Annotated in this window: 22 protein-coding genes; 5 read left to right on the top strand and 17 right to left on the bottom strand. The window is 43.7% G+C overall.

Going from position 1 to position 25,077, the window contains the following annotated elements; genetic code table 11:
* Positions 1-22: 22 nt before the first annotated feature.
* From K5L93_RS11935 to K5L93_RS11920, 4 genes are all read right to left on the bottom strand, one after another.
* Positions 23-1,282, bottom strand: a complete 1,260-nt coding sequence (locus K5L93_RS11935; protein ID WP_220720049.1) for an ABC transporter substrate-binding protein — start codon at positions 1,280-1,282, stop codon at positions 23-25.
* Positions 1,283-1,368: 86 nt separating this feature from the next.
* Positions 1,369-2,472 carry an ABC transporter ATP-binding protein gene (locus K5L93_RS11930; RefSeq protein WP_220720048.1) on the bottom strand — a complete coding sequence of 368 codons (1,104 nt, stop codon included), beginning with the start codon at positions 2,470-2,472 and terminating at the stop codon, positions 1,369-1,371.
* Between the two features lie 319 nt (positions 2,473-2,791).
* A complete protein-coding gene (locus K5L93_RS11925) occupies positions 2,792-3,895 on the bottom strand; it encodes a helix-turn-helix domain-containing protein (protein ID WP_220720047.1) in 1,104 nt (367 codons plus the stop codon).
* 111 nt (positions 3,896-4,006) lie between these two features.
* Positions 4,007-6,088: a glycoside hydrolase family 52 protein gene (locus tag K5L93_RS11920; protein ID WP_220720046.1), complete on the bottom strand. Its 2,082-nt coding sequence runs from the start codon at positions 6,086-6,088 to the stop codon at positions 4,007-4,009.
* A gap of 563 nt (positions 6,089-6,651) precedes the next feature.
* On the opposite strand from K5L93_RS11920, the gene K5L93_RS11915 reads away from it, so the two are divergent.
* Positions 6,652-7,779 (top strand): ISAs1 family transposase, encoded by a 1,128-nt coding sequence (locus K5L93_RS11915; RefSeq protein ID WP_220718649.1) that lies wholly within the window; start codon positions 6,652-6,654, stop codon positions 7,777-7,779.
* 216 nt (positions 7,780-7,995) lie between these two features.
* On the opposite strand, the gene K5L93_RS11910 is transcribed toward K5L93_RS11915, so the two are convergent.
* The 7 genes from K5L93_RS11910 to ilvY all read right to left on the bottom strand — a co-directional run bounded on the left by K5L93_RS11910 (position 7,996) and on the right by ilvY (position 12,827).
* On the bottom strand, positions 7,996-8,505 hold the full coding sequence (locus tag K5L93_RS11910) for a carbohydrate binding domain-containing protein (RefSeq protein WP_220720045.1): 510 nt from the start codon (positions 8,503-8,505) through the stop codon (positions 7,996-7,998).
* Positions 8,506-8,547: 42 nt separating this feature from the next.
* Complete coding sequence (locus K5L93_RS11905) at positions 8,548-9,099, bottom strand: carbohydrate binding domain-containing protein (RefSeq protein ID WP_220720044.1); 552 nt, start codon at positions 9,097-9,099, stop codon at positions 8,548-8,550.
* Between the two features lie 76 nt (positions 9,100-9,175).
* Entirely contained in the window at positions 9,176-9,913 is a 738-nt protein-coding gene (locus K5L93_RS11900; protein WP_220720043.1) for a hypothetical protein, read from the bottom strand.
* A 455-nt stretch (positions 9,914-10,368) separates the two neighbouring features.
* The gene (gene ubiK, locus K5L93_RS11895; RefSeq protein ID WP_220720042.1) at positions 10,369-10,626 is read right to left on the bottom strand and encodes a ubiquinone biosynthesis accessory factor UbiK; all 258 of its coding nucleotides are present in this window, start codon (positions 10,624-10,626) and stop codon (positions 10,369-10,371) included.
* Between the two features lie 69 nt (positions 10,627-10,695).
* Positions 10,696-11,433, bottom strand: coding sequence for a substrate-binding periplasmic protein (locus K5L93_RS11890; RefSeq protein WP_220720041.1), 738 nt, complete (start codon positions 11,431-11,433; stop codon positions 10,696-10,698).
* A 28-nt stretch (positions 11,434-11,461) separates the two neighbouring features.
* Positions 11,462-11,935, bottom strand: coding sequence for a Cys-tRNA(Pro) deacylase (ybaK, locus tag K5L93_RS11885; RefSeq protein WP_016401925.1), 474 nt, complete (start codon positions 11,933-11,935; stop codon positions 11,462-11,464).
* A gap of 10 nt (positions 11,936-11,945) precedes the next feature.
* Positions 11,946-12,827: an HTH-type transcriptional activator IlvY gene (gene ilvY, locus K5L93_RS11880; protein WP_220720040.1), complete on the bottom strand. Its 882-nt coding sequence runs from the start codon at positions 12,825-12,827 to the stop codon at positions 11,946-11,948.
* Positions 12,828-13,041: 214 nt separating this feature from the next.
* Here ilvY and ilvC point away from each other — a divergent pair, with 214 nt between their 5' ends.
* The 4 genes from ilvC (at position 13,042) to K5L93_RS11860 (ending at position 18,658) form a co-directional block, all read left to right on the top strand.
* Positions 13,042-14,523 (top strand): ketol-acid reductoisomerase, encoded by a 1,482-nt coding sequence (ilvC, locus tag K5L93_RS11875; protein WP_220720039.1) that lies wholly within the window; start codon positions 13,042-13,044, stop codon positions 14,521-14,523.
* Between the two features lie 871 nt (positions 14,524-15,394).
* A complete protein-coding gene (locus K5L93_RS11870; RefSeq protein WP_220720038.1) occupies positions 15,395-16,927 on the top strand; it encodes a KAP family P-loop NTPase fold protein in 1,533 nt (510 codons plus the stop codon).
* Positions 16,928-17,002: 75 nt separating this feature from the next.
* Positions 17,003-17,413, top strand: coding sequence for a hypothetical protein (locus K5L93_RS11865; RefSeq protein WP_220720037.1), 411 nt, complete (start codon positions 17,003-17,005; stop codon positions 17,411-17,413).
* A gap of 465 nt (positions 17,414-17,878) precedes the next feature.
* The gene (locus K5L93_RS11860; RefSeq protein WP_220720036.1) at positions 17,879-18,658 is read left to right on the top strand and encodes a substrate-binding periplasmic protein; all 780 of its coding nucleotides are present in this window, start codon (positions 17,879-17,881) and stop codon (positions 18,656-18,658) included.
* 9 nt (positions 18,659-18,667) lie between these two features.
* On the opposite strand, the gene K5L93_RS11855 is transcribed toward K5L93_RS11860, so the two are convergent.
* The 6 genes from K5L93_RS11855 to K5L93_RS11830 all read right to left on the bottom strand — a co-directional run bounded on the left by K5L93_RS11855 (position 18,668) and on the right by K5L93_RS11830 (position 24,916).
* Positions 18,668-19,081: a glycine zipper 2TM domain-containing protein gene (locus K5L93_RS11855; RefSeq protein ID WP_220720035.1), complete on the bottom strand. Its 414-nt coding sequence runs from the start codon at positions 19,079-19,081 to the stop codon at positions 18,668-18,670.
* A gap of 211 nt (positions 19,082-19,292) precedes the next feature.
* A complete protein-coding gene (locus tag K5L93_RS11850) occupies positions 19,293-20,927 on the bottom strand; it encodes a methyl-accepting chemotaxis protein (protein WP_220720034.1) in 1,635 nt (544 codons plus the stop codon).
* Between the two features lie 509 nt (positions 20,928-21,436).
* Positions 21,437-21,904 carry a carbohydrate-binding protein gene (locus K5L93_RS11845; protein ID WP_220720033.1) on the bottom strand — a complete coding sequence of 156 codons (468 nt, stop codon included), beginning with the start codon at positions 21,902-21,904 and terminating at the stop codon, positions 21,437-21,439.
* 351 nt (positions 21,905-22,255) lie between these two features.
* Positions 22,256-23,371, bottom strand: a complete 1,116-nt coding sequence (locus tag K5L93_RS11840) for a DNA alkylation repair protein (RefSeq protein ID WP_220720032.1) — start codon at positions 23,369-23,371, stop codon at positions 22,256-22,258.
* Between the two features lie 33 nt (positions 23,372-23,404).
* Complete coding sequence (locus tag K5L93_RS11835) at positions 23,405-23,821, bottom strand: HNH endonuclease (RefSeq protein WP_220720031.1); 417 nt, start codon at positions 23,819-23,821, stop codon at positions 23,405-23,407.
* Positions 23,822-23,881: 60 nt separating this feature from the next.
* The gene (locus tag K5L93_RS11830; RefSeq protein WP_220720030.1) at positions 23,882-24,916 is read right to left on the bottom strand and encodes an acyltransferase; all 1,035 of its coding nucleotides are present in this window, start codon (positions 24,914-24,916) and stop codon (positions 23,882-23,884) included.
* Between the last annotated feature and the right edge of the window lie 161 nt (positions 24,917-25,077).

Genomic DNA, 25,077 nt, shown 5'->3' with positions numbered 1-25,077 from the left:
GCCAGCTCCCTCAGTGTTAATATTAACGTCTAGCGCGACGTTTGATTTGTTTTGCAGCGTCAGCTAACACAGTGTCAATGTCAGCGTCACGCTCAAGTACAGCTTCTAGAGCATCATTGATGATTTGCTCTGCAACTGGATCATGCTTGTGTACGTCCATTGCTGGAATACGGTCAGCAGCTTCTTTCCACTGAACACGTGCAACTTGGCCACCTAAGTACTCAATTGGTTGATTAACAAAATCATCGTTTTGCGCTTCAACAAGAGCAGGGAAAGCGTCTAAGTCACGGAATGCAGCAATTTGCATTTCTTTGTTCATAGTCATGAATTTAATGAATTCCCAAGCCGCTTCTTTGTTTTTAGCTTTCTTAGGAATAGCGTAGAACGAACCACCCCAGCTTGCGTATGCGCCAGCAGGTAGTTGAGATGAACGCCATAGACCTTTACTGTCTGGGGCAATCCAACCATTTAAGTGGCCACCTAACCAAGCACCCATCATTTGAGAAGCGATAGTGCCGCGACGTAGACCTTCGGTCCACTCTGAGCTCCATGCACCCACTTGAGCATCGATACCCGCTTCACGAACTGCTTTAGCTAAACGGAACGCTTCTTTAAAGCGGTCAGACTCAACAGTAATCGTGTTGTCTGCATCAAAATAGATACCTTGGCCATCTTTTAATCCACTACGGATTACAATGTCTTTAATATCTGTTGCACTTGAAACAAGGTAAGAACCTGTCGCTTCTTTAATTTTTTTACCCGCAGCAATGTAAGAATCCCAGTCCTTAGTTAACTCTGCGTGAGTCACACCCGCTTTTTCCAAGATGTCTTCACGGTAGAACAACGCACCAGGACCGATGTCCGCAGGCATTGCAGCTAAGGTACCACTACCACCGGTAGCTAAAGGAATAGTAAATTTAGAGAATAGTTTTTCGTATTGCTCGGCGCTGTAAGGCGCTGCACGTAGATCTTCCAAGCCACCAGAAGCTGCAAAGCGGCCAATGTAACCATATTCAATACCCATTACGTCAGGCAGGTTACCGCCAGTGGCTAGAGCAGTGGTCATTGCATTGTGGTGGTCACCATAAGCAAGTGATACTAATTTGATTTCTACTTCTGGGTGAAGCTTTTTGTATAGCGGAATTGCAGAGTTTACCGCTTGGTCAAAGCTTGGGAATGAAGCAACTGTTAAGGTAGTTTTTGCCCATGCTGACGTTGCAGTTAACGCCAGCGTAGTGCCTAGGGCTAACGCTACTGTTCCAAGTTTCTTTTTATTAAACATCCTATTCTCCTAAGTACATGAACTTTATTATTATTCAATGTCGCAATTGGCTAGTGCGCCTACGCTTTTTCAAGCGCTGGGAGTAACTAGTTCATTTTTGGCAAGATTGCCTTTCCGGTTTCATTACTAAACAAGTGGATCCGCGAAATATCGAAGAACAACTCCACTTTATCGTCCATATCAGCGTTTACATCGTCAGCAATTGCCACTTCAGCAATAAAGCGTGCACCATCTAGCTCACATTGCACGTGGTAGGTAGCACCTAAAAGCTCGACGCCGATAACATCAGCTTTCACGCTACCAATGGTTTCTGATTCAATAGAACGTTGATGTAGATACAGGTCACTTGGACGAATGCCCAAGGTACATACTTGGTTGTCTTCGCTGTACATCGCTGGTAAGTCGATGTGTTGGTCAGAGAATACCAAGCTTGATACTGTGCCAGCCTTCTTGATGGTTGCTGGGATCATATTCATTTCTGGGGCACCAATGAATGAAGCCACAAATTTGTTAGCTGGCTCTTCAAAGATTTGTTTTGGTGTACCCACTTGTTCAATGTAACCGTCTTTAAGAATCACGATACGGTCGGCCAAAGTCATCGCTTCAACTTGATCGTGGGTTACATAGAGGGTAGTCGTGCCTAGCTTGTCGTGCAGGGTTTTAATCTCAGCACGCATAGAGCCACGAAGTTTGGCGTCTAAGTTAGATAAAGGCTCATCAAACAAGAATACTTCTGGTGTACGTACCATTGCGCGGCCCATTGCCACACGTTGACGCTGACCACCGGATAACTCTTTAGGTTTACGTTGTAGTAGCGGTGTTAGCTCCAACATGTCTGCCGCGTATTTAACACGCTTAGCAATCTCATCTTTTGCTACGCCGGTCATTTTCAAACCAAAGGCAATGTTTTGCTCAACGCTCATGTGTGGGTATAAGGCATAGCTTTGGAACACCATGGCGATGTTACGTTCCATTGGGTGTAGGTCATTAACTAATTCATCAGCGATGAAAATTTCACCTTCTGAAATATCCTCCAAGCCAGCCAGCATTCTTAGCGTTGTTGATTTACCGCAACCAGAAGGGCCAAGCAAAACCACAAACTCGCCATCATTAATGTGCAAGTCGAAGCTTTTCACTACTTCCGTTTTACCAAAACGTTTTTTCAAATTATTAAATGTAACTGCTGCCATGATGTTTCATTTCCATAAGTTTTAATGTGGAGAGGCGTTAATATGAGCCAACAGATTCGCTCCGTTTCAAATCCCATGTAAGCGCTTTCTTGGAATCAACTTTAGCTAAGCCTGAAAAGGTCTTCAAACGAATAAAGGTTAAGATTTGAGGCCTGTCATAAAAAAAGCCAGTATCATGACAAATAGCAACAATTAAACTATAAAACATAATATTTACTGGCTAAAACCGCTGTCTTTGCGCGATAAAGCGACCAAAGAAAACTCATTTATATGCCTTAAGAAAGGCTTTCATAGTGTGAAAGACTACGTCAGAGGGGGTTCACGCAAACTTTTGTCTGTATTGGTTAGGAGTCATCTCCATCTCCTGCCGAAACAAATAGTATAAATAGTGCTGATTAGAGAATCCTGCGGCATCGGCGATGGCATCCACCGAAGAAGTGGTTGAAGTCAGCTGCTGCTTAGCAAATTCCATACGTACTTGATGTAACTGCTGGTGTACCGTTTTACCAAGAACTTGCTTGAATCGTGTTTCAAGAGTTTTGCGAGATACCGCACAATAGTCGACAACTTGCTCTACTTTGATCCGTCGATGAAAATTGCTATTCAAAAAAAATAGTGCCTTAGTGATCAATGGATCCATTTGAGTAGCATTATCAGCAGAAGCGCCACTCACTAACTCAGTAGCGGGCACCAATACTTCACGTGCTGGCTTACCTTCGATTTGTTCTTGCAGCACCGCTAAGGCCTGTTCACCAATTTGCCGGATAGGCAATACCGCAGAGCACAAAGAGATAGGTGATAAAGCGCTTTCAGTAGGGTCAGCATCAATACCAATTAATGAATAGTGCTCGGGTACACTGATGTTTTGATCATTGCATAGGCTGGCAAACTGCCTGGCCTGAGTATCAGATGCGGCTACCACACCCACTGTACTCTCTGGCTTCACCAATTCAGGTACCGTTAACTCTACGTATTCAAGGCGGTATTTAAGGGCGATTTTAGCGAGAGCAAATTTACGCTCTTTTACCCATGGTGCAGTAAATGCTGGCACCCCGCTAAAGAAGCCAACTCGGCGAATACCTTTCGCTAAAAACGATTGTACGATTAACTCGACAATGGCGAAGCTATCGGGGCTCACTCTGGCTAAGTGAGCTTGTGAGGGAAGGCTTAAACGCGAACCAGAGATAGCCACTAAGGGCAGTGAAAGTTTTTCACAGAAGGCGGCTACACCGGGCTTATCAAAATCGGCAATCACCCCACAAAAGCGATCAAGCTTCACTAAGTTGGCTTCTGAAATAGTCATTACTTCTGGCTGCATCCAACGAGCCATAGGACTAGGATTATGCGTAATGCCCTGCAATATTTCTCGGTCATAGGGATGTTTAACATCCAGTAATAACAGTACAGCGTTATTGTTACGCATTTTAAGGCTCCTTTGCTCCCCACTAGCCGCCAATACCAGTATAAGAGTATTAGTACCTACAACTTGGCTTAGCGGCTAGCGCTAAGCCAAGAAAATTTGCGGTGGTACTAACTATTCGTTCAACCACAAGATGTTGGTCACACAGCGCGGATAATACAAACTACCAATAGGTTTGCCCGAGCTAAACTGATCACAACATGCATGCTTGCTTGCACCTAATGTTTGCCAACGTTGATGAGCGGCATCGGCCTCTATGCTATTGGCTAGGTCTATGTTTAATACTTTACGCGCAACGTATTGGTTTAAATAAATTTTACTAACCCAAGAGTTATCGGCGGTAGATGAGAGCTTCCATGCGCCATCAGGGTACAAGCAATGCTCATCGTTTAATATATATTTTAGATGCGTTTTAAGTACTTTAATGTATTCCCCATAAGGGCCTTGTTCTGACACAGCCTCTAGCAAGCCCATTTCATAAGGGTAAACTAAGGCTTCAATAGCTGGAATAATCGCGCTGGTAGAGTGGCCATCCAGCACTGCAGGTATATAGCCGAGTTGCGTATCAAAGCTGTTGCTTAACTTATCGGCGCAACGTTTAGCCGCAGCTAGGGCGGTCTCTGCTTGCTCGCTTTCACCCAGATCTTGCAACACCTTAGCTATGGCTAAATAGGCCGCCCAGCTCTTACCTGCTAGGTAAATATTGCCACGCGCTTGGCCTAAACTGTGATCAAGTGAATCGTAGGTGGTAATCTCGCCGCCTTGCTCGGTGCGAGCCGACTCAAAGCTCATGATACCGTCACGTAATTCAGCATCAGGGTGGTCGCGATTAAGCAAAGACTGCAAACAATCGATTAAAGTACCGCGCTGCTCGGTGGCAAAGCCTTGGTCATTGGTTTTACTAATATAAACACCACAACACAATACCCAGTTAGTTAACTGCTCGTAAGTCATGTGGCTAAAGCACAAACGATCTAAACCGGCAACCTCGTAAGAACTTTGACCTTTTGGACTCCAGTTATTCGATACACCCATATCATGCGTAAATGAGATACCACCTTTATAGTTCTGCTCCGGATTAGCTGGGTCAAAGATTTCGTCATAGAAACTATATTGCTTGAGGAATTGCTCTAGGGTGTTTTTCACCGTCCACGGGTTTTGCTGCATCTCAAAAAACAGCATATCAACAGTAAGGTCGAGGGTGTTCATCATTAAATACTCGCCTTCATTCACTACCCACACAGACTCTGTTCCATCAAATAACCACTGGGTAGAACCGTAATAACTGCGAGTAGCATGCGCTAACAAGAACTGCTGATGACTATTAAGCTTACTAGCACGTAGCTGCTTGTCTGAGGCTTCAGCTATCGCTGCATAACTGTCAAAGTGCTCTAGGCCGTAAGCAAGCACATCGGTTAAGCCAGTAAAATGCTGGGTGTAGTAATATTGCATTGCACGGTTAAAAGTAACATTTCCACCCAAGTAAAAACCTAGCGCTAAACGCAGCGTAACTGTTTCACCGGCTTTCACGTCAATCATTACCCCCGCAGTGGGGCCTAACATAAAGCAGTCATTATTTCCGATTTTGCTCAAGGCACTTTGCACTGAAAAGTGGCTAAAAGCACGTGCGCCCGAGCTTTGCGTGGCAATACCTATGCTGTCACGGCAGGTTACCCCAATCATGCCATTGTCATCGCCATCTACTAGCTTGTTCCAGCGTAACTCGTCACCTTGCAGGGCAAAAAAACCGGTCCAGTCTTTATCGGAAGTATTATTAAAACTAAGCTCCACATATACCGCAGGACAGCTAGCTTGCTTAAGCTTTTTGTGTTCTGCCAAGCTAGGATCAGGCACTTCAAAAAACGGACTCAACACCTTAAAAGAAATACCCGGTGCGGCAAAAGTATCACTGCCCCAAGCATAATCACGCTGGATATCATCAAATAAGCGCTCAGTTAAGCTGGAAGTGTCGTCTTTTTGTACATAACGCTCGCTTTGGTCGTTGGCGCCTTTATAAAATGGAAACGCATTAACTACGCCTTCACCATCTTGATAACCCACATATACGTTACCGGCAAAGGGCGCACCTAACTCCAGCCCCATTCCTCCATGCTCGCCAAACTCCCCTATTGTAAAACTCGCTAATGCGCCCATAGGCGAGTGATGTGCATGAAAAAACTGCTGATTTTGTTCCATAATAACTCCCAAGGAATAAAGGCGCTGGCAAGCTAAATTACACCAATTACTTTACATAATTAGCGAAATCCGAGCATTTTAGCGACCAAGACTATTAAAACTGCTAGCGCCAACAAAGTGAAAACAGTGTAAGCGCTTTCATGAAGTTTAATCTACCCAAGCTAGATAAGTGATTCAAAGAAATAAACAACAAGATTTGAGGCCTGTCATAAAAAGCCGAGGCTTTATGACATTAGGAAATAGCAGAGTAAAAAAACGTAAATCCATGTGGTATATCAAACACCATAGGAGCATTAACTTCACAGGGGGAAAAGAACCATCGAATCAGCACGCTGGCAAGAAAGGTCTCTTATACCAACCACACTAAGTAAGTGATCAGAAATAACACAGGAAAATGCTCGAGAATAAGCCAGGATTTTTCGATAAGTAGTTACTCTACAATCAAAAATTCTAATGCAGTTATCGAGTATTTTAACCAGGGCGAGATCATGAACGCTTTCGCCCTTTGATTTGACGCCGATCGCCGTCTGTGATCATATGCTCTCTTTTTGGGAGCCCTCACCATGCACATCAAATCGTTTCAGGAACACTTTAAGCCCGTCGAAGACCCTCGCCAAGGAGCCAAGGTGCGTCACCCGCTGTTCGATGTGTTGTTTGGTACCTTGTGTGCGGTGATTTCCGGCGCAAAAGGCTGGCACGATATTCGTGAATACGTGCTTGGCCACCACGACTGGTTTAGGGACCACGGGCTTTTTAAACTCGGTGTTCCTGTCGATGACACCTTTGCCCGGATCATCTCAAGCGTTGAACCTGAACAGTTCAGAGAGAGCTTTCTGGTGTGGATGAAAGCGGTACATGAACTAACTGAAGGCAACGTTGTTGCTATCGATGGCAAAACGCTCCGAGGCTCCTACAATCGCGACGAACGCAGTAGCGCCATCCACATGGTCAGCGCTTATGCGTCAGCCAATAAGTTGGTTCTCGGACAGCTAAAAACCGACAGCAAGAGCAACGAAATCATCGCAATCCCGGAACTGATAAAGATGCTTGAGCTGCGTGGCGCACTGGTCACCATTGATGCCATGGCATGCCAGACCAAGATCGCTAAAGCCATTGTTAAGCAAGGTGGTCACTACCTGCTGGCGGTAAAGGGCAATCAGAGCAACCTGGCAAAAGCGGTACAGGCAGCATTCAGTAAGCAGCGCGGGCAATCACCTGACGCACAAGAGCTTCAGACTGAAACAGGTCGGGGACGGATAGAATCCCGAATCAGCCACGTACTCAGAGCAGATGCGCTGGAAGGCGATTTCAGTAACTGGTGCAGCCTGAATACCATTGCTATGGTTGAGAGCTATCGCACCGAAAAAGGCAAACCGACCAGCCTTGAGTACCGTTACTACATCAGTTCTAAAGAGATGACAGCGACGCAAATTGCCACTGCTGTTCGCGAGCATTGGGCCATTGAAGCGATGCACTGGGTGCTCGATGTCAGTTTGCAGGAAGACGCCTGTCAGATATTTAAAAAGAACGCAGCGGAAAACCTAGCTTGTCTGCGCCATATGTCATTGAACATGCTGCGCTCTGAGCCGACTAAGGCCAGTATTCCGACGAAGCAGAAGCGCTGCTGGATGAAAACTGAAAACCTCGAGAAGGTGTTGGTCGCCGGGTTCTCAGCAATGGCTGATAGCTAAGTTTCGACGCAGACAATCGGTCAAAAAACATTCATGCGCTTGCCCTGGTATTTTAACCAAGTTAAGAGCTTAAATAGAGAAAAAAAACCCGCAAAAGATGCGGGGAGGACACTAAATTACAGGCTAAGTAATAGCTGTTGCTAAATCAGCTATTACCTAAGTTGTCGGAGTTTGCTTTTGGGATTATTAGCAAGGTGCCTGCAGTGATGTTAAATCTTAATCCGCACTCTTTAGGCGAATATTTTTAAAGCTATAAGTCACACCAGGTTTACCGCCACCAACAAAAAATGCAAAGGCTGCCTTGGAGTCACTTGCTGGCGCTTTAAAACTTAAATTGAACGTTTGCGCACTTGGATTTACTGATAACTCTTCAGCATAGTAAGTGGCATAATCACCGGAGTCTTTTTGCACAATAATAGTTAATGGGCTTTTCTCAGTAGCGGTTACTTCAGCAGTAATATTGTATGTTTGGCCTTTTTCCAACTTTACTCTTGGACGCTTAAGCTGAATATGCCAAGGGTTACTGGCTTTATCATTAACGGTTACCGTAGCGGTTTCACCATTAAAACTAAAACTGCCAGAGCCATCACCCCACCCATCATCACCCGCATTAACTTGGTCCCATCTATTCCCACTGTCCAAATTAATATCTAGGCTTGCTGCTGTTACACCTGTTGCAAGGGTGAATAATCCGGCTGCTAGGGCTAAGGATTTAAGTAATGTCATGGTTTATTCCTTTACTGTTAACGCTGTCTAATTAAAAAATGACTAATAGGTGGAATTCAATTTAATGTCACTAAGGCTGTAGCTAACTCCCGAGTCGCCTTCGCCAAACATAATAGAGAACGTTCCCTTCCTTTCATCACTAGGCATGGTGAATTCATAAGTGTAGAGTTTGCTTTCAGTACCAACTAATTCGGTACGGTAAAAATAGGTTATGTATTCACCGTAGTTTTGCTGAACAGCAATCACCATATTGCTTGGTTCGCTGGCCGAAGCCTCAACACTTAATTCGTATTTCATATCTTCCAATAAAGCAACTGGGCGCTTTAATTGGACATGCCAAGGGTTACTGGCTTTCTTTTTGATTTTAATATTGGCCTGTTCATTCGCTAAACTGAAATCTGCAACACCATCTCCCCAGCCTTGTAAGCCTGCGCTCACTTTTTCCCAGCCTTTGCCGTTGTTAAGGGTGTAGGTGACCATCATTGGAATTGCGAACTGATCATTTTTGCCGGTGCTATCAGAGCTTTCGGTGCTGGCACAGGCCGCTAGAAAACAACTTGCAACGGCAGTAAAAAAAACATAAAAACCTTTCATTTTCATATTCCTTATGAGCCATATATCCATAAAACGCGCACGGTAATGCTACTGTGCGCGTTCAATCTAGCTGATACTATTCACAATCCCACACAACGGCACCCTCTGGCGCAGTAGCTGATTTACTCAAAGCGACTTTACCTATTTCATAAGTAACTGAATCATTGTTACGAATATCAAATCGGAACAAGTCGTCTACTTTGGCGATATCAAAAGTGTCGCTTGCTTGGAAGCAGCTCATTGGCACTGCGATTGTGTTAAAGCCAGCAGATTCTATTGCAGCAAGGTCTGATTGGTTAAAATATTTCACAGTACGATTTAAGTAACCAGTACTATTATCGCCAAGCTGACTTTGCATAATAAGTTGGTGGCCAGTAGAACTTGGATCACCCGCGACAATTACAGACAAATCAAATGTTAATAAGCCTGCTGCATATTCGGTCAAATCCATCTCGGCAGCGTCGCTACCCACAACAAAATAAACTTCACTACCAGCAGGGTTAGCTGCAGCTACAGTATCAATGTCCCAAGCATACGAGCTATCAGCAGGGTTAGTGGTAGGTGCGGCTTTAATTGCGGCCATGTCAGTATTTGCTGTGCCCCGTGTTAACACTGTACGAGCATAACTATCGGTGTTTGAGCCAATAATAACGCTCAAGCCTTCTGCAGGATTACCATCAGAAATAATAACAAGTTCGTCACCCACTGGTGGCTCTACTGGTGGCTCTACTGGTGGCTCAATGGTATCGGTACAACCTGCTAGTGCTACTGCGCCAGCCAACATCGTGATTTTAAAAATTGCGTTTTTACTCATGCTCATCTCCCTGTGAATTTGCTAAGGCAACAGGTCTGTATTCCTTGTGCCCATAGAAATTATCCTAGGGTTGGCCAGCAGCTAAAAAAACGATAATGATCACAATGTAAGCGCTAACACGGCACAAAATTCAATATCAATGAGTACATCAACAAAAACCTGAAAACAATGAAACAAATGTCAAAACCACCATCGGAAACATAACGCATTGTTTTAAAAAAATTTTTTATTTAACAAATGTGTGAAATCATTAACCATATTGATATTTAATCATCAAAAACCCTGAATAATGTAGGAATATAAATTCACAATGCATTTACTAAAAATCACAGTATTCGAAGGGTATATTTCGCAACTTTCATAGTGTGAAATAATTTTCATAAGCTCAAAACAAAATCAAGAAACAAAAAAAGCAGAACTAATAGTTCTGCTTTATCAATAAGTTAATAGAATTATTATTTAGTGTTTACGCTTAGTTTTTCTTCTAATTCCGCGACTTTTTGCTCTAAGGCAGTCAGTTTTTCACGAGTGCGCAATAGCACTTGAGTTTGTACATCGAAGTCTTCGCGATTAACCACATCAAGTTGATTCAACTTTGCCTGAATGACTTGCTTTATTTTACGCTCAAACTCATCGCCCGCATTTTTCAATCCTGGCGGTACCATATCGCTAACTTGTTTAGCAATCTCTTCTATCTTGGCCGGGTTAATCATGGTTATCTCCTTTATTTGGCCTCATTGTATAGAAGCTATTTTATTGGCTCAAGCGGAACAAAATAGTACTTAGTGGTAATTAGCCAACGTACCGTCTAGAGCAAAAATGTTATCTAACACCCCTCCTTCCCTTAAGCTAACTAACGCTTGTCTTAAGCGCTTTGCTTGCTCCTTTTGCACGGACGAGCGCGACCAATACAAATGCCCATAACGCGTAGCTAAATGATAAATAGGTGTTATGCGCTCCGGCTCAATATGTAATTCATGCAGGGCGTAGTTAATCGCATAATTAGTGGCAACCATCACATCTATACGCTCTAGCAGCAACATTTGAATGCCTTGGGCGGTATCATTAAAGCTAACCCTTTCAATATCTGGGTTATCGTCAATATCTGGGCCATAGGCTGAACCACGAATCACTCCAACTCTTTTCCCTTTTAACTTATCAATGCTATCTATCGGCTGCCCTCCCGCATTGGCAATAGCAACCACTTTAACCGTGACCACCTTGCCCAAATCCACGGCTATCTGCTCAGCCTTAGGGCTAGCAAACATTACCGCAAAATCAGCAGTGCCAGATTTAATTTCCTTGATCACTCTTGGGTAAGGGCGCATTTCATTACTAAAAGAAAGCCTAGCTTCGGCAGTAAGTGCGCGCGTAAATTGAACCAATAAACCCTGTTCATGCAACTCAGCGTTTTTAAAACCCCAAGGCTTCACCATGCTGGTTGAAAACTTGGCAGGTGCAAGCTCTGTGGCTAACACATTCCAATTCACAATTAACAGTAAGCAACACAGTAGCCGCATCCAAACCCTTATATAGTCATATCGCCTGTTATTGGCTAAGTTTAGCAAACTGCGCTCCCAACACAGTTTGCAACACACTGGCTTTAAGTTGCAAAGACAATCCTCGTTTACCAGCACTGACCACTACTTCAGCAAATTGCTCGGCACTACTATCAATAAACGTAGGCAATCGCTTTTTTTGACCAAAGGGGCTAATGCCTCCTTTAACGTAACCCGTGGTCCGCTCGGCAATTGGCACTTCTGCCATGCGCATCTTCTTAATGCTAGCCGCTTTCGCCAGCGCCTTTAGATCAAGTTGGCCACTTACCGGAACTATCGCCACCACCATGTTTTTGGGGTTACTGTCGTCACAGGCCACTAAGGTTTTAAATACCAGCTCTTCGGCTAAACCCAATTTTTCAGCGCTGGCTTGGCCAAAATTGGCTTGCTGCGGGTCGCTCTTGTATTCCAGCAACTGAAAGTCTTGTTTAGCTTTTTTAAGTTGTTGTACTGCGGGAGTCATTGCTACTACCTTAATTTCGTGCGGCTATTTGCCAAAATCGCTGCATCAGCGGTTCGTGCAACCTTCTTGATAACATACAGATCCCCAAATCAAAAGGTTCAAGCTCCACCCCTACAGCAATACTTTGAATACGCTCGCGAACTGGGCTGTTATCTACCACTACCTCTGGCGCAATACCCACTCCACTGCCCAAGGCCACCATGCTCACAATCGCTTCATGACCAGCAACCTTGGCATACACATTAGGGGTAATACGCATCGCTTTAAACCAATGATCAATACGCGCTCGCGCTGGGCCATGCTCCGGCAAAATAAAGGGGACCTGATCCCAAGGAATAGGGTTACGCTCTAACAACTTACGCACATTACACGACACGGTAGGGCCAATAATCGATAAAGGAATTTTACTAATACTGGCAAAGGCCATGTTTAAGGGTAACTGCTCTGGCCGCGCCGCAATTGCAATATCGACCTCACCATTGGCTACCTTATCTACCGCCATAGCTACATCACCGGTGGCCAACTTAATGTCGGCATTCGGGCAAGATAAACGGTACTTATCTAAAATGTCTGGCAAGTGGCTATAACTGGCAGTAACCGAGCAATATAAGGTGAGTTCACCAGCCAACTCGCTAGACTGCAAAGACAAATCCATTTGCAACATACGCCATTGCTCTAACCAATTTTCGGCAAAGCTACGAAAGCGCTGCCCCGCTTGCGTGAGGTGCACGCTACGTTTATCGCGAGTAAACAAGGCACTGCCTAGCTCATCCTCAAGCCGCTGAATTACTCGGCTTAAAGTTGACGCACTCACATGCATAGACTGGCTAGTTTTAGCAAAGTGCAAGCTGTGGCTTAAATGCAAAAACAGCTCTACGCTTCGAACATCCACGGCATACTCCTTAACTAATGCAGGAATTCACTATTTCATTTTCTGCAATACAATATCCCAAAATCATCATTTTACGCAATGCGCCTTTCGGTTTATATTGAGCCCATCACGAGACAGGTATAAAGAAACGCACTCAAAAAAGAAGTGCATCGGGATCTCGTAAACACAACAACACCATCATCATTTGATTAACGCTATTTTTACGGAGTCGAACATGGCTAATTATTTCAACACCCTAAGCCTACGCCAAAAGCTAGAGCAATTAGGTAAATGTCGTTTTATGGATCGCAGCGAATTTGCTGATGGTTGTAACTTTATTAAAGACTGGAACATCGTTGTAGTGGGTTGTGGCGCTCAAGGCCTAAACCAAGGTCTAAACATGCGTGATTCTGGCCTAAACATTTCTTACGCTTTACGCGATGCTGCCATTAAAGAGAAGCGTGCTTCTTTTGTTCAAGCAACCGACAACGGTTTTAAAGTAGGTACTTACGAAGAGCTTATCCCACAAGCGGATATGGTTCTTAACCTTACTCCAGACAAGCAGCACAGCAACGTTGTTGAAACTGTAATGCCACTTATGAAGCAAGGTTCTACCCTAGCTTACTCACACGGCTTCAACATTGTTGAAGAAGGCATGCAAGTACGTGAAGACATTACCGTAGTAATGGTTGCACCTAAGTGTCCAGGTACTGAAGTACGTGAAGAATACAAACGTGGTTTTGGTGTTCCAACCCTAATCGCTGTTCACCCAGAAAACGACCCACAAGGTAACGGCCTTGCGATTGCTAAAGCTTACGCTTCTGCAACCGGTGGCGACCGCGCTGGTGTTCTAGAATCTTCTTTCGTAGCTGAAGTAAAGTCTGACCTTATGGGTGAGCAAACCATCCTTTGTGGTGTGCTACAAACTGGTGCCATCTTAGGTTACGACAAAATGGTTGCCGAAGGCATTGAGCCAGGTTACGCCGCTAAACTTATCCAGTTTGGTTGGGAAACAGTAACCGAAGCACTTAAGCACGGTGGCATTACCAACATGGTAGATCGCCTATCTAACCCAGCTAAAATCAAGTGTTTTGATCTAGCCGAAGAACTTAAAGACCTAATGCGCCCATTGTTTGAAAAGCACATGGACGACATCATTGAAGGCGAGTTCTCATCAACCATGATGAAAGATTGGGCCAACGACGACGTTAATTTGCTTAAGTGGCGTGAAGAAACTGGCGAAAGCGGTTTTGAAAATGCACCAGTATCAGACGTAGAAATCACTGAACAAGAATTCTTCGACAAAGGCATTATCTTAGTTGCCCTAGTTAAAGCCGGTGTTGAACTAGCATTCGAAACTATGGTTGCTGCAGGCATCATCGAAGAAAGTGCTTACTACGAGTCACTACACGAAACTCCGCTAATTGCTAACACCATTGCCCGTAAGCGTTTATACGAAATGAACGTAGTAATCTCTGATACTGCAGAATACGGTTGTTACCTATTCTCTCACGCTGCTGTGCCACTATTGCGCGACACCGTGAACAACATCAGCCTAGAGTACATTGGTAAAGGTTTTGAAGAGCAAAGCAACGGCGTTGATAACGCTCGCCTTATCGAAGTAAACGAAGCGCTACGTAGCCACCCTGTAGAAATCGTAGGTAAGAAACTTCGTGGCTACATGAAAGACATGAAGAAAATCGCCGTAGGTGGTTAATCTTCTTGCTTTTGGCTAATGACGATTAGCTAATGGTGGATGTAAAAAGCCCTGAGCAATGCTCGGGGCTTTTTTGTTTTCTATTATTTGGCATTAGCTAAAATGCTTTCGCGTTCAGCCTATCTGGAGCCAAGACGAACCCCGCACAACCAATACGCCACGATGTGTAACCAGAGTTGCAATCTAAAAGCAGAGCTTTCGCCTGCGGCGACGTCATTTTCTTTGAACAGCCAAAGAAAACGAAGCAAAAGAAAGGCTGCCCTGCATCTTCTAAAAACCTGCGTTGCTCACTCACTAGGGCGTTGAAGCAACTCGCTACGCTCACACAGGCTTCAACTTATTTCCCTAGCTCATTTCCGCTACTCGGCGAAGATGATGGGGAAGCCCCCACTTGAATAGTTATTGAGGTTTCTTTTATTGAATGGATTTGTGATTAATAATTCTTAACTTCAAATGCGTGCATTTAGAGCTCTTGATTTCGCTAAGCTAAATATATTTTAAGTATCTGTTATAAAAGCGCCGCAACACAAAGCGTCATCTCTTTTCATACCTTCATTATCGCTGAGTAGCGCAAGTGTCTAAGTGATAAAGTCGAAACCTGTTTGAGCGTAGCGAGTTTTTCGACGCACTTAGATACGAGCAACGCAGGAAGAAGATAATGCAGGGCGAGTTTTCTTTTCGCTTCGTTTTTCTTTGCTCGTCAAAGAAAAATGACGTCGCCGTCAAGGCGAAATCTGCACAACCAGCTAACCCAAAAATCAATTATTACTCAGAAGAAAAAATTTGTGGAACCACCATTAACTAGAAAGTAAGCCACAAATATGCAGGCTTATGATAACTTTACTCAATAAGAGTTTACGGAGTGGGTTAAGTGGCAGATAAAAAATATAACTTTGATTGGAGTACCCCTTTAATAAAGGAAAATGATGAAGAGTTTTCTGCCGACAAACTTAACCGCGCTACTTACGCTGAATTTCTAACCCAGTTTCTCCTTGCCCATTCTTCCACAGGCTACGTGCTCAATCTCAACTCTAGTTGGGGTACAGGAAAAACCTACTTTCTAAAACGCTGGCAAGCATCTATCCAAGAAACGCACCCCACGGTTTATATCGATGCTTGGAAACAAGACTTCTCTGAAGATCCAATGATGACGGTAGTCGCTTCTATTACCGCTCAACTTCGCGACCAATCACAAGATAAAGATGAACAAGCAATAAGAAAAATAGGAAGTAAGGTGTGGGGCTTTTGCAAACACGCCGCGCCAGAGATAACCAAAGCCTTAATCAAAAAAGCCAGTGGTGTAAACCTAGACGAAGTAATAGAAAAAGGCACTAGTGGCAACTTCACCAACAGCCCCGAATTTACCGATGCAGCGGGTAAAATCGTCGCAGCCATGTTTAAAGACCACGAACAAAAACTCAAAAGCATCGACGATTTTAAAACCAGTATCACCGCCTTTATCGATGCAGTAAAAAGCTGCTCAGGTAAGCAAAACCCTACTTTTATTTTTGTGGATGAATTAGATCGCTGCCGCCCCTCTTATGCGGTGGAAATGCTGGAAGTCATTAAACACTTCTTCGATATGCCTGAAATTATTTTTGTTGTGGCTACCGATACCGAACAATTACAACATGCAGTTAAAGCCGTTTACGGTAACGGCTTTGAAGCGGGTGTTTACCTAGGACGCTTTTTCAAACGTCGCTGTACGCTAAAAGAACAACCACGCTTAGAATTCATCTCCAACCACCTTACTTATTTAACCAACGAGCAAACAGATGAGTTCTTTCCAAAAATATGGCCGCAATTAGATGGCGATAAAGACTACTTTTTCGAGTTGTTAGCTTCCATATCAGATATCTATGTTTTGCCTCTACGAGAAACTGAACAACTAGTTGATAAAATTCTCGCTATCCTAGTCAACCTTCGTGATGACAAAATCGACTTATTGCTACTTGCTTCACTAATGATTATTCATGACCATTATTACGAGTACTACGAATGCATAATGGAAAATCGTTTGATGAAAGATAGCAAATTTGAACTCCATAGTTCTGACTCTATTCTGCGAGCATTAGAAGGCGCTCGATTAACAAGCAACATTTCAATAGAAATTGACGCTTCTAATACTTTTCCAAATTTAAAAAAGGTAATTAATAAACAACCTTACCCCATTGATTTTGAGTCTAAACGCTACCCTGTGAACTATAGGACTTTATTATCACAAGAAATCGCGGCTCTCATGGGAAAAAATAGTCAATTTGAACAATCACTAGACAATGCCATTATCAAAAAATCTCCCATACAGGCTTATTATATGACGGCCGTGGAGATCCAAAATGTTATACCAAACCACCAAAAGACAAAATATAGGGATTGGATCGAGCTAGCCACGAGCTTTGAATAACACCGATGCTAGACGCATCAGTCCCATCATCTTCGCCGAGTAGCGCAGTCAATCAGCGATAAAGCCGAGCATTGTTTGAGCGAAGCGAGTTGCGCAGGCGCGCTGATTGATGAGCAACGCAGGATACAAGAAGATGCGGGGTGGCCTTTCTTTTGTGTACTTTTCTTTGGCCACGCAAAGAAAAGTACATCGCCGTCAAGGCGAAACCTGCACGACCAACGCGCCATTATATGTAATCAAACTTGCAATCTAAAAGCAGAGCTTTCGCCTGCGGCGACGTCATTAAGCTTTGAGCGAGTGAAGCTTAACGAAGCAAAAAGAAAGCTCGCCCTGCATTATCTTCTTCCTCCGTTGCTCGTATCCAAGTGCGTCGAAAAACTCGCTGCGCTCAAACAGGTTTCGACTTCATCACTTGGCCACTTGCGCTACTCAGCGATAATGGAGGAACTAAAAAGCAGCTCCGAGTTATGCTTTAAGATCATTTAAACTAGGTGTTAAAAGTACTCTTTTGATGTTGAAATCCAACTCTAATCAAATATTCCGCGGGTGCCCCAAGTAAGGTAGCGATGAAAACAACAACACGGAACAATCCCCATCATCTTCGCCGAGTAGCGTAAATAAACAAGGGAAAAAAGTTGAAGTCTGTATGAGTGCAGCGAGTGACTTCAACGCCCTTGTGAATGTGCAAAGCAGGATTTAGAAAGATGCGGGGGTCTTGGTTATTTGCCGTCAACGTTCACTAATAGCCCAATTAGCCTGTAGTATTTAGTCAGTTGCTATCACTATAATCTTCATCCATTAATATTTTTTCCTCATCAACACAATTGAAATCACTAGGGTGAACCGAATCATAAAATTTGTGCCACAATTTAGATGTCAGTTCAGCAAACCTATTTTCATATAAATCAAGAATTCAAGGTATTGCCAGCTTAACTATAAGGGATACAACGTTTGAGGATTGCCGCTTATTGCTACTTGGCATTGCTTTGGTTTTGCGCTGAGGTCTCAGCGCAAGAGCTAACGATTGCCACCGGAGAACATCCACCTTTTACCTCTCATTACCTAAACGACCATGGCTTCATTAACGCTGTCATTAAAGCTGCGTTTAAAACCAGCAATATACATGTTGAGTACCGTTATTTACCTTGGCAACGCGCTTTAAGCGCTAGCCAAGCTGGAACCTACTCTGCTACGTCTTACTGGGCAAAAAAACAACAAAGAAACAGCCATTTTTTGCATTCTGATCCATTGTGGTACGGAGGAAGTATCTTAGTAAGTTTGTCCAAAAATGGCGAATATAACAGCTTATCCTCACTGCAAGGGAAAGTGATAGGGGCTGTAAGAGGCTATACCTACTCTGAAGAATTTTGGCAATTGGGCAAAGAGCAAAAATATGAAATACAAGAAGTAAATTCTGACTTACAAAACCTTAAAAAGCTCCTCGCAGGCAGAATCGATGCCTTCATCATTGATAGTGTAGCCGCCTCTGCGCTAATAAAAAACCAGCTAACTCCCCACCAACAAGCCGCAATATCAGTGTCCAAGAACTACATTATTACCGCCAGTGTGCACTTGCTGATTTCCCGCAAAACTCATCGCGCAGATCTATTATTGAAGAGTTTTAATAAAGGGCTGCAACAAATTGTTAGCGACGGCACCTACCATAAAATTAGCTTACGTTATCCGATGATAGAACACGGCTTACTGAAGCCAGTTACTGGCTTAAAATAAAACTAATAATTAGGGTAATACATTAATCCGCTCACGCCCATTAGACAGGTTCTCCACCACTACTTTGGCGCCAATTGGCTGGCGTTTAGTTTTGGTTTCCAAAATGAATTTTTCACCGTCGTCCATTTGAACAACATATTGATAATGCAACTCTTCGGTTTTTGTTACTTGGTGCCCGGCTGCACCACCAGCTACCGCGCCAGCAACAGTGGCTACAGTTTTACCGCGGCCGCCGCCAACTTGGTTGCCTAACAAACCGCCAATGGCTGCACCACCTACTGTCGCTAAACCGCTAGATTTAGTTTTAGAAACCGTTTGTTCGCTAATCACTTCCCCGTGAGAGGTGCGCAATACGGTAATCGGCTCAGAGGCACAACCTGCAAGAACAAAGCTACAAAAAAGCAATAAGATGAAGTTTTTCATGGTGTTAAGAGTCTCGTTTTTTTGCCGATTATACCCAAGCAAAAAACCAAGAAAGGCAAACAATAATCATATTTAGCTCACCTAAGCTCAAAACAACAGCAAGCTATTACAACAGTTACAACAAAAAAGCCCAGCAACTTAGCTGAGCTTAACTTCTTTGCCATCAAGGGCAATGACGGCAGCAATTACGCTAGCTACGCATAGCCTGTTATTACTGGACTTTAAAGGCGCTAGTCACTTGATGCAAGTGCACCGCCAAGCTTGAAAGCTCTTTGCTAGCCGCTGAAATTTGCTCGGCACTCACTGCGGTATGTTCGGCAACTGAGCTAATCGCCACTACATTTTCTTTAATATCATTGGCTACTTGAGTTTGTTCGTATAAGGAACTAGACACTCGCTCGCTCATATCGCTAATGATATTAACTCCTTGGTTCATGCCATCAAGTGCAGTCTTCACTTGCTCCATTTGAGCCACACTTTGATCAACATTGGTTTTGCTTTGCATCATCACCTTAACCGCATTTTGCGAGCCATTTTGTAAACGCTTAATCATTGATTCAATTTCGCCAATTGAGTCTTGAGTTCGCTTAGCTAGGGTTCTAACTTCATCGGCTACCACCGCAAAACCACGGCCTTGGTCGCCGGCTCGGGCAGCTTCAATGGCAGCGTTTAGCGCCAGCAAATTTGTTTGTTCGGCAATGCTGCTTATAACAGTAAGGATTGAGCCAATATGCTCACTCTCTTGCTCTAAACCTTGAATAACTTGGGCGGCTTGCTCTACATCGTCGGCCAATTGGCTTACCGATGCACGCGCCGCCACTACGGTACCAAATCCTTGGTTGGCTTGATCCATGGTTTGCTTCGTTTGAGCAGAGGTATTATTGGTATGCTCCGCAACATCATCTACCGATACACTCAGCTGCGATACCGCTGTAGCGACTTGGTCGATTTCGGCAGCTTGTTGCTTGAGGCCTTTGCGGGAACTGTCGGTAATCACTGAGAGCTCTTCCGACGAACTTGATACTTGGCTTACCGCCGAAGCCACTTCTTGAAGACTAAGATCAAAGCTGTCGAGCATATTGTTGAAGGCCTTGCCCATGGCACTCACTTCCTGCCCGCCGGATTCAGCTGCGCGAACAGTAAGATCTTTGTTTTGTGCAACTTGCTGCATTACCGCTAGCAAACCTTGCACCGGCTGATAGATACCTTTACCTATTACCCAAGCACCGCCACCTAATACCACTAAGGTTAAAAGCCAATAAACTAGTGAAGAAAGTAACTTTTGCTGGAAAATAGCATCAACATCATCAACATAAATGCCAGTAGCCACAAGCCAGTTCCAGCCTTCAATACCTTTGGCATAGGTAACCTTATCACTTAATTCCGTTTGATTAGGCTTGTTCCATTGATAGTTAACTTGAGCAACACCATTGGCGTTAACTTGCTTCCACATCTCTTGAATGAGATACACGCCATTGGGATCTTTAACTTGAGACCAATTGGTGTTTTCTTTTTCTAAATTAACCCCGTATGCCAGCATTTTCATGCTTTTATCTACAACAAATAGGTATTGACCACCTTCATAACGTAAGCCTCTAACTAAAGATAAAGCTTGGCCTTTTGCCTCTTGCTCGCTTAATTTACCGCTTAAGAAAAGCTGGCGATAGTATTCAACACTGTCAGTGGTAACTTCAACTAACGCTTTTAATTTGTCGATACGATCATTTAACAAGCTGCGTTTAAGTTCTTGCATAGAAAGAAGCTGTAAAGCCACTAATACCGATATGGCTAAGCCCACCAGCATATAAAGTTTTTGACGAATAGAGAAAGATTTAAAGTATTCCATTACTTACCTTGTTTAATGTTGTCATCTTTACCGAAAATCGAAGCAGATAGGCTTCAAATCGCACCTTTTAAACGATGCTTCAATAGCTTGGCGGCATTCTAATGACATAATCAAGGCATGAAAACTCAATAGTAATATAAACCATTCACATGATTACTTATTGCACCAAATGAGTATAAAAAACAAACGAGAAAGTCATTTAGCGCCTCGAGTTACCAAGCGCCAACAGACTCAATGCAGTTTATATACACATGATTTGAAAACTTTTAGTAAACGCATGGGCATGTAGCCTCTTTAGTGTGTTAACAACACTTGTCTCACCCTTAGTGGCATGACTAAAAGCATCTCACCACCAATCGATGAGCAATATTAATCAAACGACCTTTGTAGTGAGCTAAAGGGTGAGACGCAGGAGCGGTTAACTTATTTGCCATTTATCTGCAAATATTTAAGCCTTGCGCATTAGCAAGGCTTAAATACCAATGAGTCATGCTTTTCATCGGTAGCAGCTATTTTGCGCTTAACTCAAACCAGTTAATGTTAAACAAATAGCCTGATGAACCTTTAAAGTTAAAACGTAAGGTTTGCGCACCGGCTTCTAGCTTAAGGGGATTCTCTAGAGTAACCCAGTTTTGCCAACCGCCTGTTCCTTTTACCTTTACCGTGGCTTTTTCGGCGTTATTCGCTAATACAACAAAACGCCCGCCATCTGTATCGCTGGCTACTCGCACTGCAAAAGTATACTCGCCCGCAGCGGGTACATCGATGGCATATTCCACCCAATCGCCATTTTCAATATAACCGACATTATTGCCACCATCAGCATCAGCTGTAGGCTCTGTTTGTACCCCTTGCTGCTGGCTAAAATTTTCGGCCTTTACTTTTATTGCAGCATTAGCCACCGTGCTTAGGCTAGCCATGGCAACCAGGGCCGATGTCAGTAGTAGGTTTTTAATATGCTTAGGTAATACGCTCATAGATTTGTTCCCTCATTATCTCTATCAAATTATGTTCTACGACCAAATGTCGACATGGCTTGATACTGCACTAAGCGAATGTTCAAAATTCGGCCTAAGACCCAAATTACCCACATTTATTTCAACAGTTAAATTTATTTAATAGAGATTATGTTAGCGCTCACACTCGCTGCTTAATTTAGTAAACGCTTATAAGAAAACTACATAGAAATTGATCAAGAATACCGCAGGAAGTTTGGGACGATAACAGCAATTTACACCAGTGAAATTCGCCGTGACTCCCGCCCAGATAGTATAATAACTAAAGCGCTCTAGTGAAAACGAGTCTGCTTTAATTGCAGCACTCATACTTTAAGTATTAAGCGTGAAGGCTAATCGTGCCCGCTCTTGGCCATTAATATGAATAGCAACAAAATGCTCACCTGGGTAATAGCAACGGGTAGAAATTACTTTAAAAGAATGGCTTTTCTCCATCGCAAACATTTCGCCTTGAGCTAAGCTCACGTTTTTTAGCTTAAATACCTTTGCTGCGGTATTGCCGTTAGCCTTCATAAAGTGAATGGCGTAATCCAGCACAAACTTTTGTTGAGGTTTTTGGGCTCGCAAGGCCACGGCAAAGCTAAGAGTTTCGCCCATTGTTAGCTCACTATTGAGCAATACAAACTCCTCAATATCTACCTGTGGCTCAGCGGTATAACCTAATAATGGAAAACTTTTAGGGTGGCCCTGCTTAACTAAGCTTCGTGTGGCATGTTTTATTAACCACTGTAGATCGGCATTTGCACCTTTTTGCCACACTTGGCAAAGATCCAGAACTAACTCTGGATGGTCTTTAGCGATGTCATTTAGATTATTTGCCACTGAACGACGAACATACAAACTACTATCATTTTTAAGCGCTTCGAGGATCGGTAAAATTGGTGCGGGGTCTGCGATCAACTCTTTTAGTTGCGCTCCCCAAGGAAGGCGCGGCCTACAACCTTCGCTCGCTAAGCGTCGCAAGTGTTCATCGTCACTGGTTGTCCAAGCAAGTAACTGCTCCCAACTTTGTTCAGGATACTTTTCAATAAATGGACGAATAGCAAATTCCGCACTAAATAATGGGCTTAATGCAGCCAAAGCCTTAAAGGCATGCTGAGGATGCGCTATTCCGGCCACTGCAACGTAGTCGGTGACCGGCCAAATAGCAAAACCGCGTAGGCTGTCGTCTGGGTCACCGCGATCCCAATGATGCGGTAGAGCGGTGAGTAATTTGCAGGTTTGTGAAAAGTCTTCAGGCAGAGTTTGTTGTAATACCCCAATAATATGATTAACCCGCTGCTTAAGTTCTAACTCCTCTAAACCATCAAGAGCTAAATCAACAAATTGTTCACAGTCGAACTTGGGATAGACCGCCACAATCCCTTTGGCAATGCGCTGCACCGCAGGTTCTGCGAGGCCGTTTTTCATTAGCATTTGTTCAGTCATGTTGCTCTCTTAAATTGATGCAGCTTGAGCAGTTTAACGCCATTGCTTCTCAGATTTATTAGACTTGCCCATATTGCACAGGTCACACAGCACTTGTAGGTTATCTAGCTCCAGTTCTAGCTCGGGATACAACGAACGGGGCTTAATGTGATCCACATGTAAAGTCGCTCCATTGTCTGCGCCTCTACCGCAACAAGCACAACGGTTTCCATATTGACTTAGGGCTTTATAACGTATATCTAACCAAGCTTGACTGCGATAAAAATCACTCGCTTTACCAGTAGCTTCTGGAACATCACTGGCATTAGTAAAGCTTATTGGTTCTTGATCGGGGCCATAGAGCATAACCAAGGTATGGGCACTTTCTGGATATTTTTGAAACCATTTTCGAATGGCTCGCATCGCTCCCGATTTAGTTTTATACGGCTTTCGCTGTACCTTATCGTTCACCCTAAAACTTACGCTATACACCACTGGCCTCTACAAATACTAGTTTAAAGCTATTCAACATTAAGGCACCAACCAGCGGGTTAGCGACGAGCGAGTTAGCAGCCAACTTAGCACAAAGGCGAGCCCCAAGGCAGCAGCACTAATCACCACAAGTGCAATGCTAGAGTGGCCAAACCATTGATAAATGCCATAGTCGGGATTACGCACCGGAATTAAAAACAAAGGATGGACTAAATAAATCCCAAAGCTGTATTTTGAGATAGTTTTAATAAATGGCCTAAAGCCTTGTGGCACTCGCTCGGCGTAAGCTTTTATTAATACAAACAAGCTCATGGCAATCACCGCAGTATTCAAGCTTTTATAACCCATGAATACACTGCTGTATTCCCCCTGCTGCCAAATATAAAAGGCACTGCCTAATACATTAAATGCCAGCATCGCCCCACCGGTTGCCAACCAAAACTTCAAGTGGGCTTGCTGGTCGTTATTAAACAAATACCAACCCATTATTAGGTAACCGCTATACAAAATAATGTTTTGACGTAATGGCGTTTCTACTTTGAGCCAGTGCATTAAAGTAAGCACTAACCAAGCGGCTAGTAGCAGCAAAATACGTTGTTTCTCCATCTTATAAAGTAGGGGAGCAAGCAAGGGAATCACGAAATAGAGAGGGATGAAGTCGTAAAAGAACCATAGGTGATACCAAGTATGCTCGTTAGGCGAATGCTCCAACAAAGTCGCTGTTGCTTCCCACGACCAAGCCCCTTCTTGATAACCGCCAACAAAAGCATAAATCACCGTCCAAGCCAAAAAGGGCACTAGCACCTTGGCCAGTCGCCTTGGTAAATAATGGGCTGCATTAAATGGCCGCTGATCCGACATCAGCAAAGCACCACTGATCATAATAAAAATAGGTACCGCCCAACGGCTAATAGCATTAAGAGAAATAGCAGGAAGCCACTCGTGCCAAGCCAGTTCAGGCACCATATCTCGATAAGGGCCAAGTACGTGAATACCCACTACCGCTATGGCAGCGATAAAGCGTAAACACTCTATATAAAATAGCGACGGTCGAGCCGCTTGATTATTAGTCATTAGAATATTAACCTTTTTGTTACTACAAGGGCGACCCGCAGCAGTTTGGTTGCCTAAGAATTACATTAACTTTACACTAAGATCTTGAATAAAGGCCAGTTTGCAAGGAGCACAGGTGCCCATATATAGTCCATGGAATGACAAACGTAAGTTTGTTTTTG

The sequence above is a fragment of the Agarivorans litoreus genome, assembly GCF_019649015.1.
In the GTDB taxonomy this organism is placed as follows: Bacteria; Pseudomonadota; Gammaproteobacteria; order Enterobacterales; family Celerinatantimonadaceae; genus Agarivorans; species Agarivorans litoreus.
This window is presented reverse-complemented; position numbering and strand designations above follow the sequence as displayed.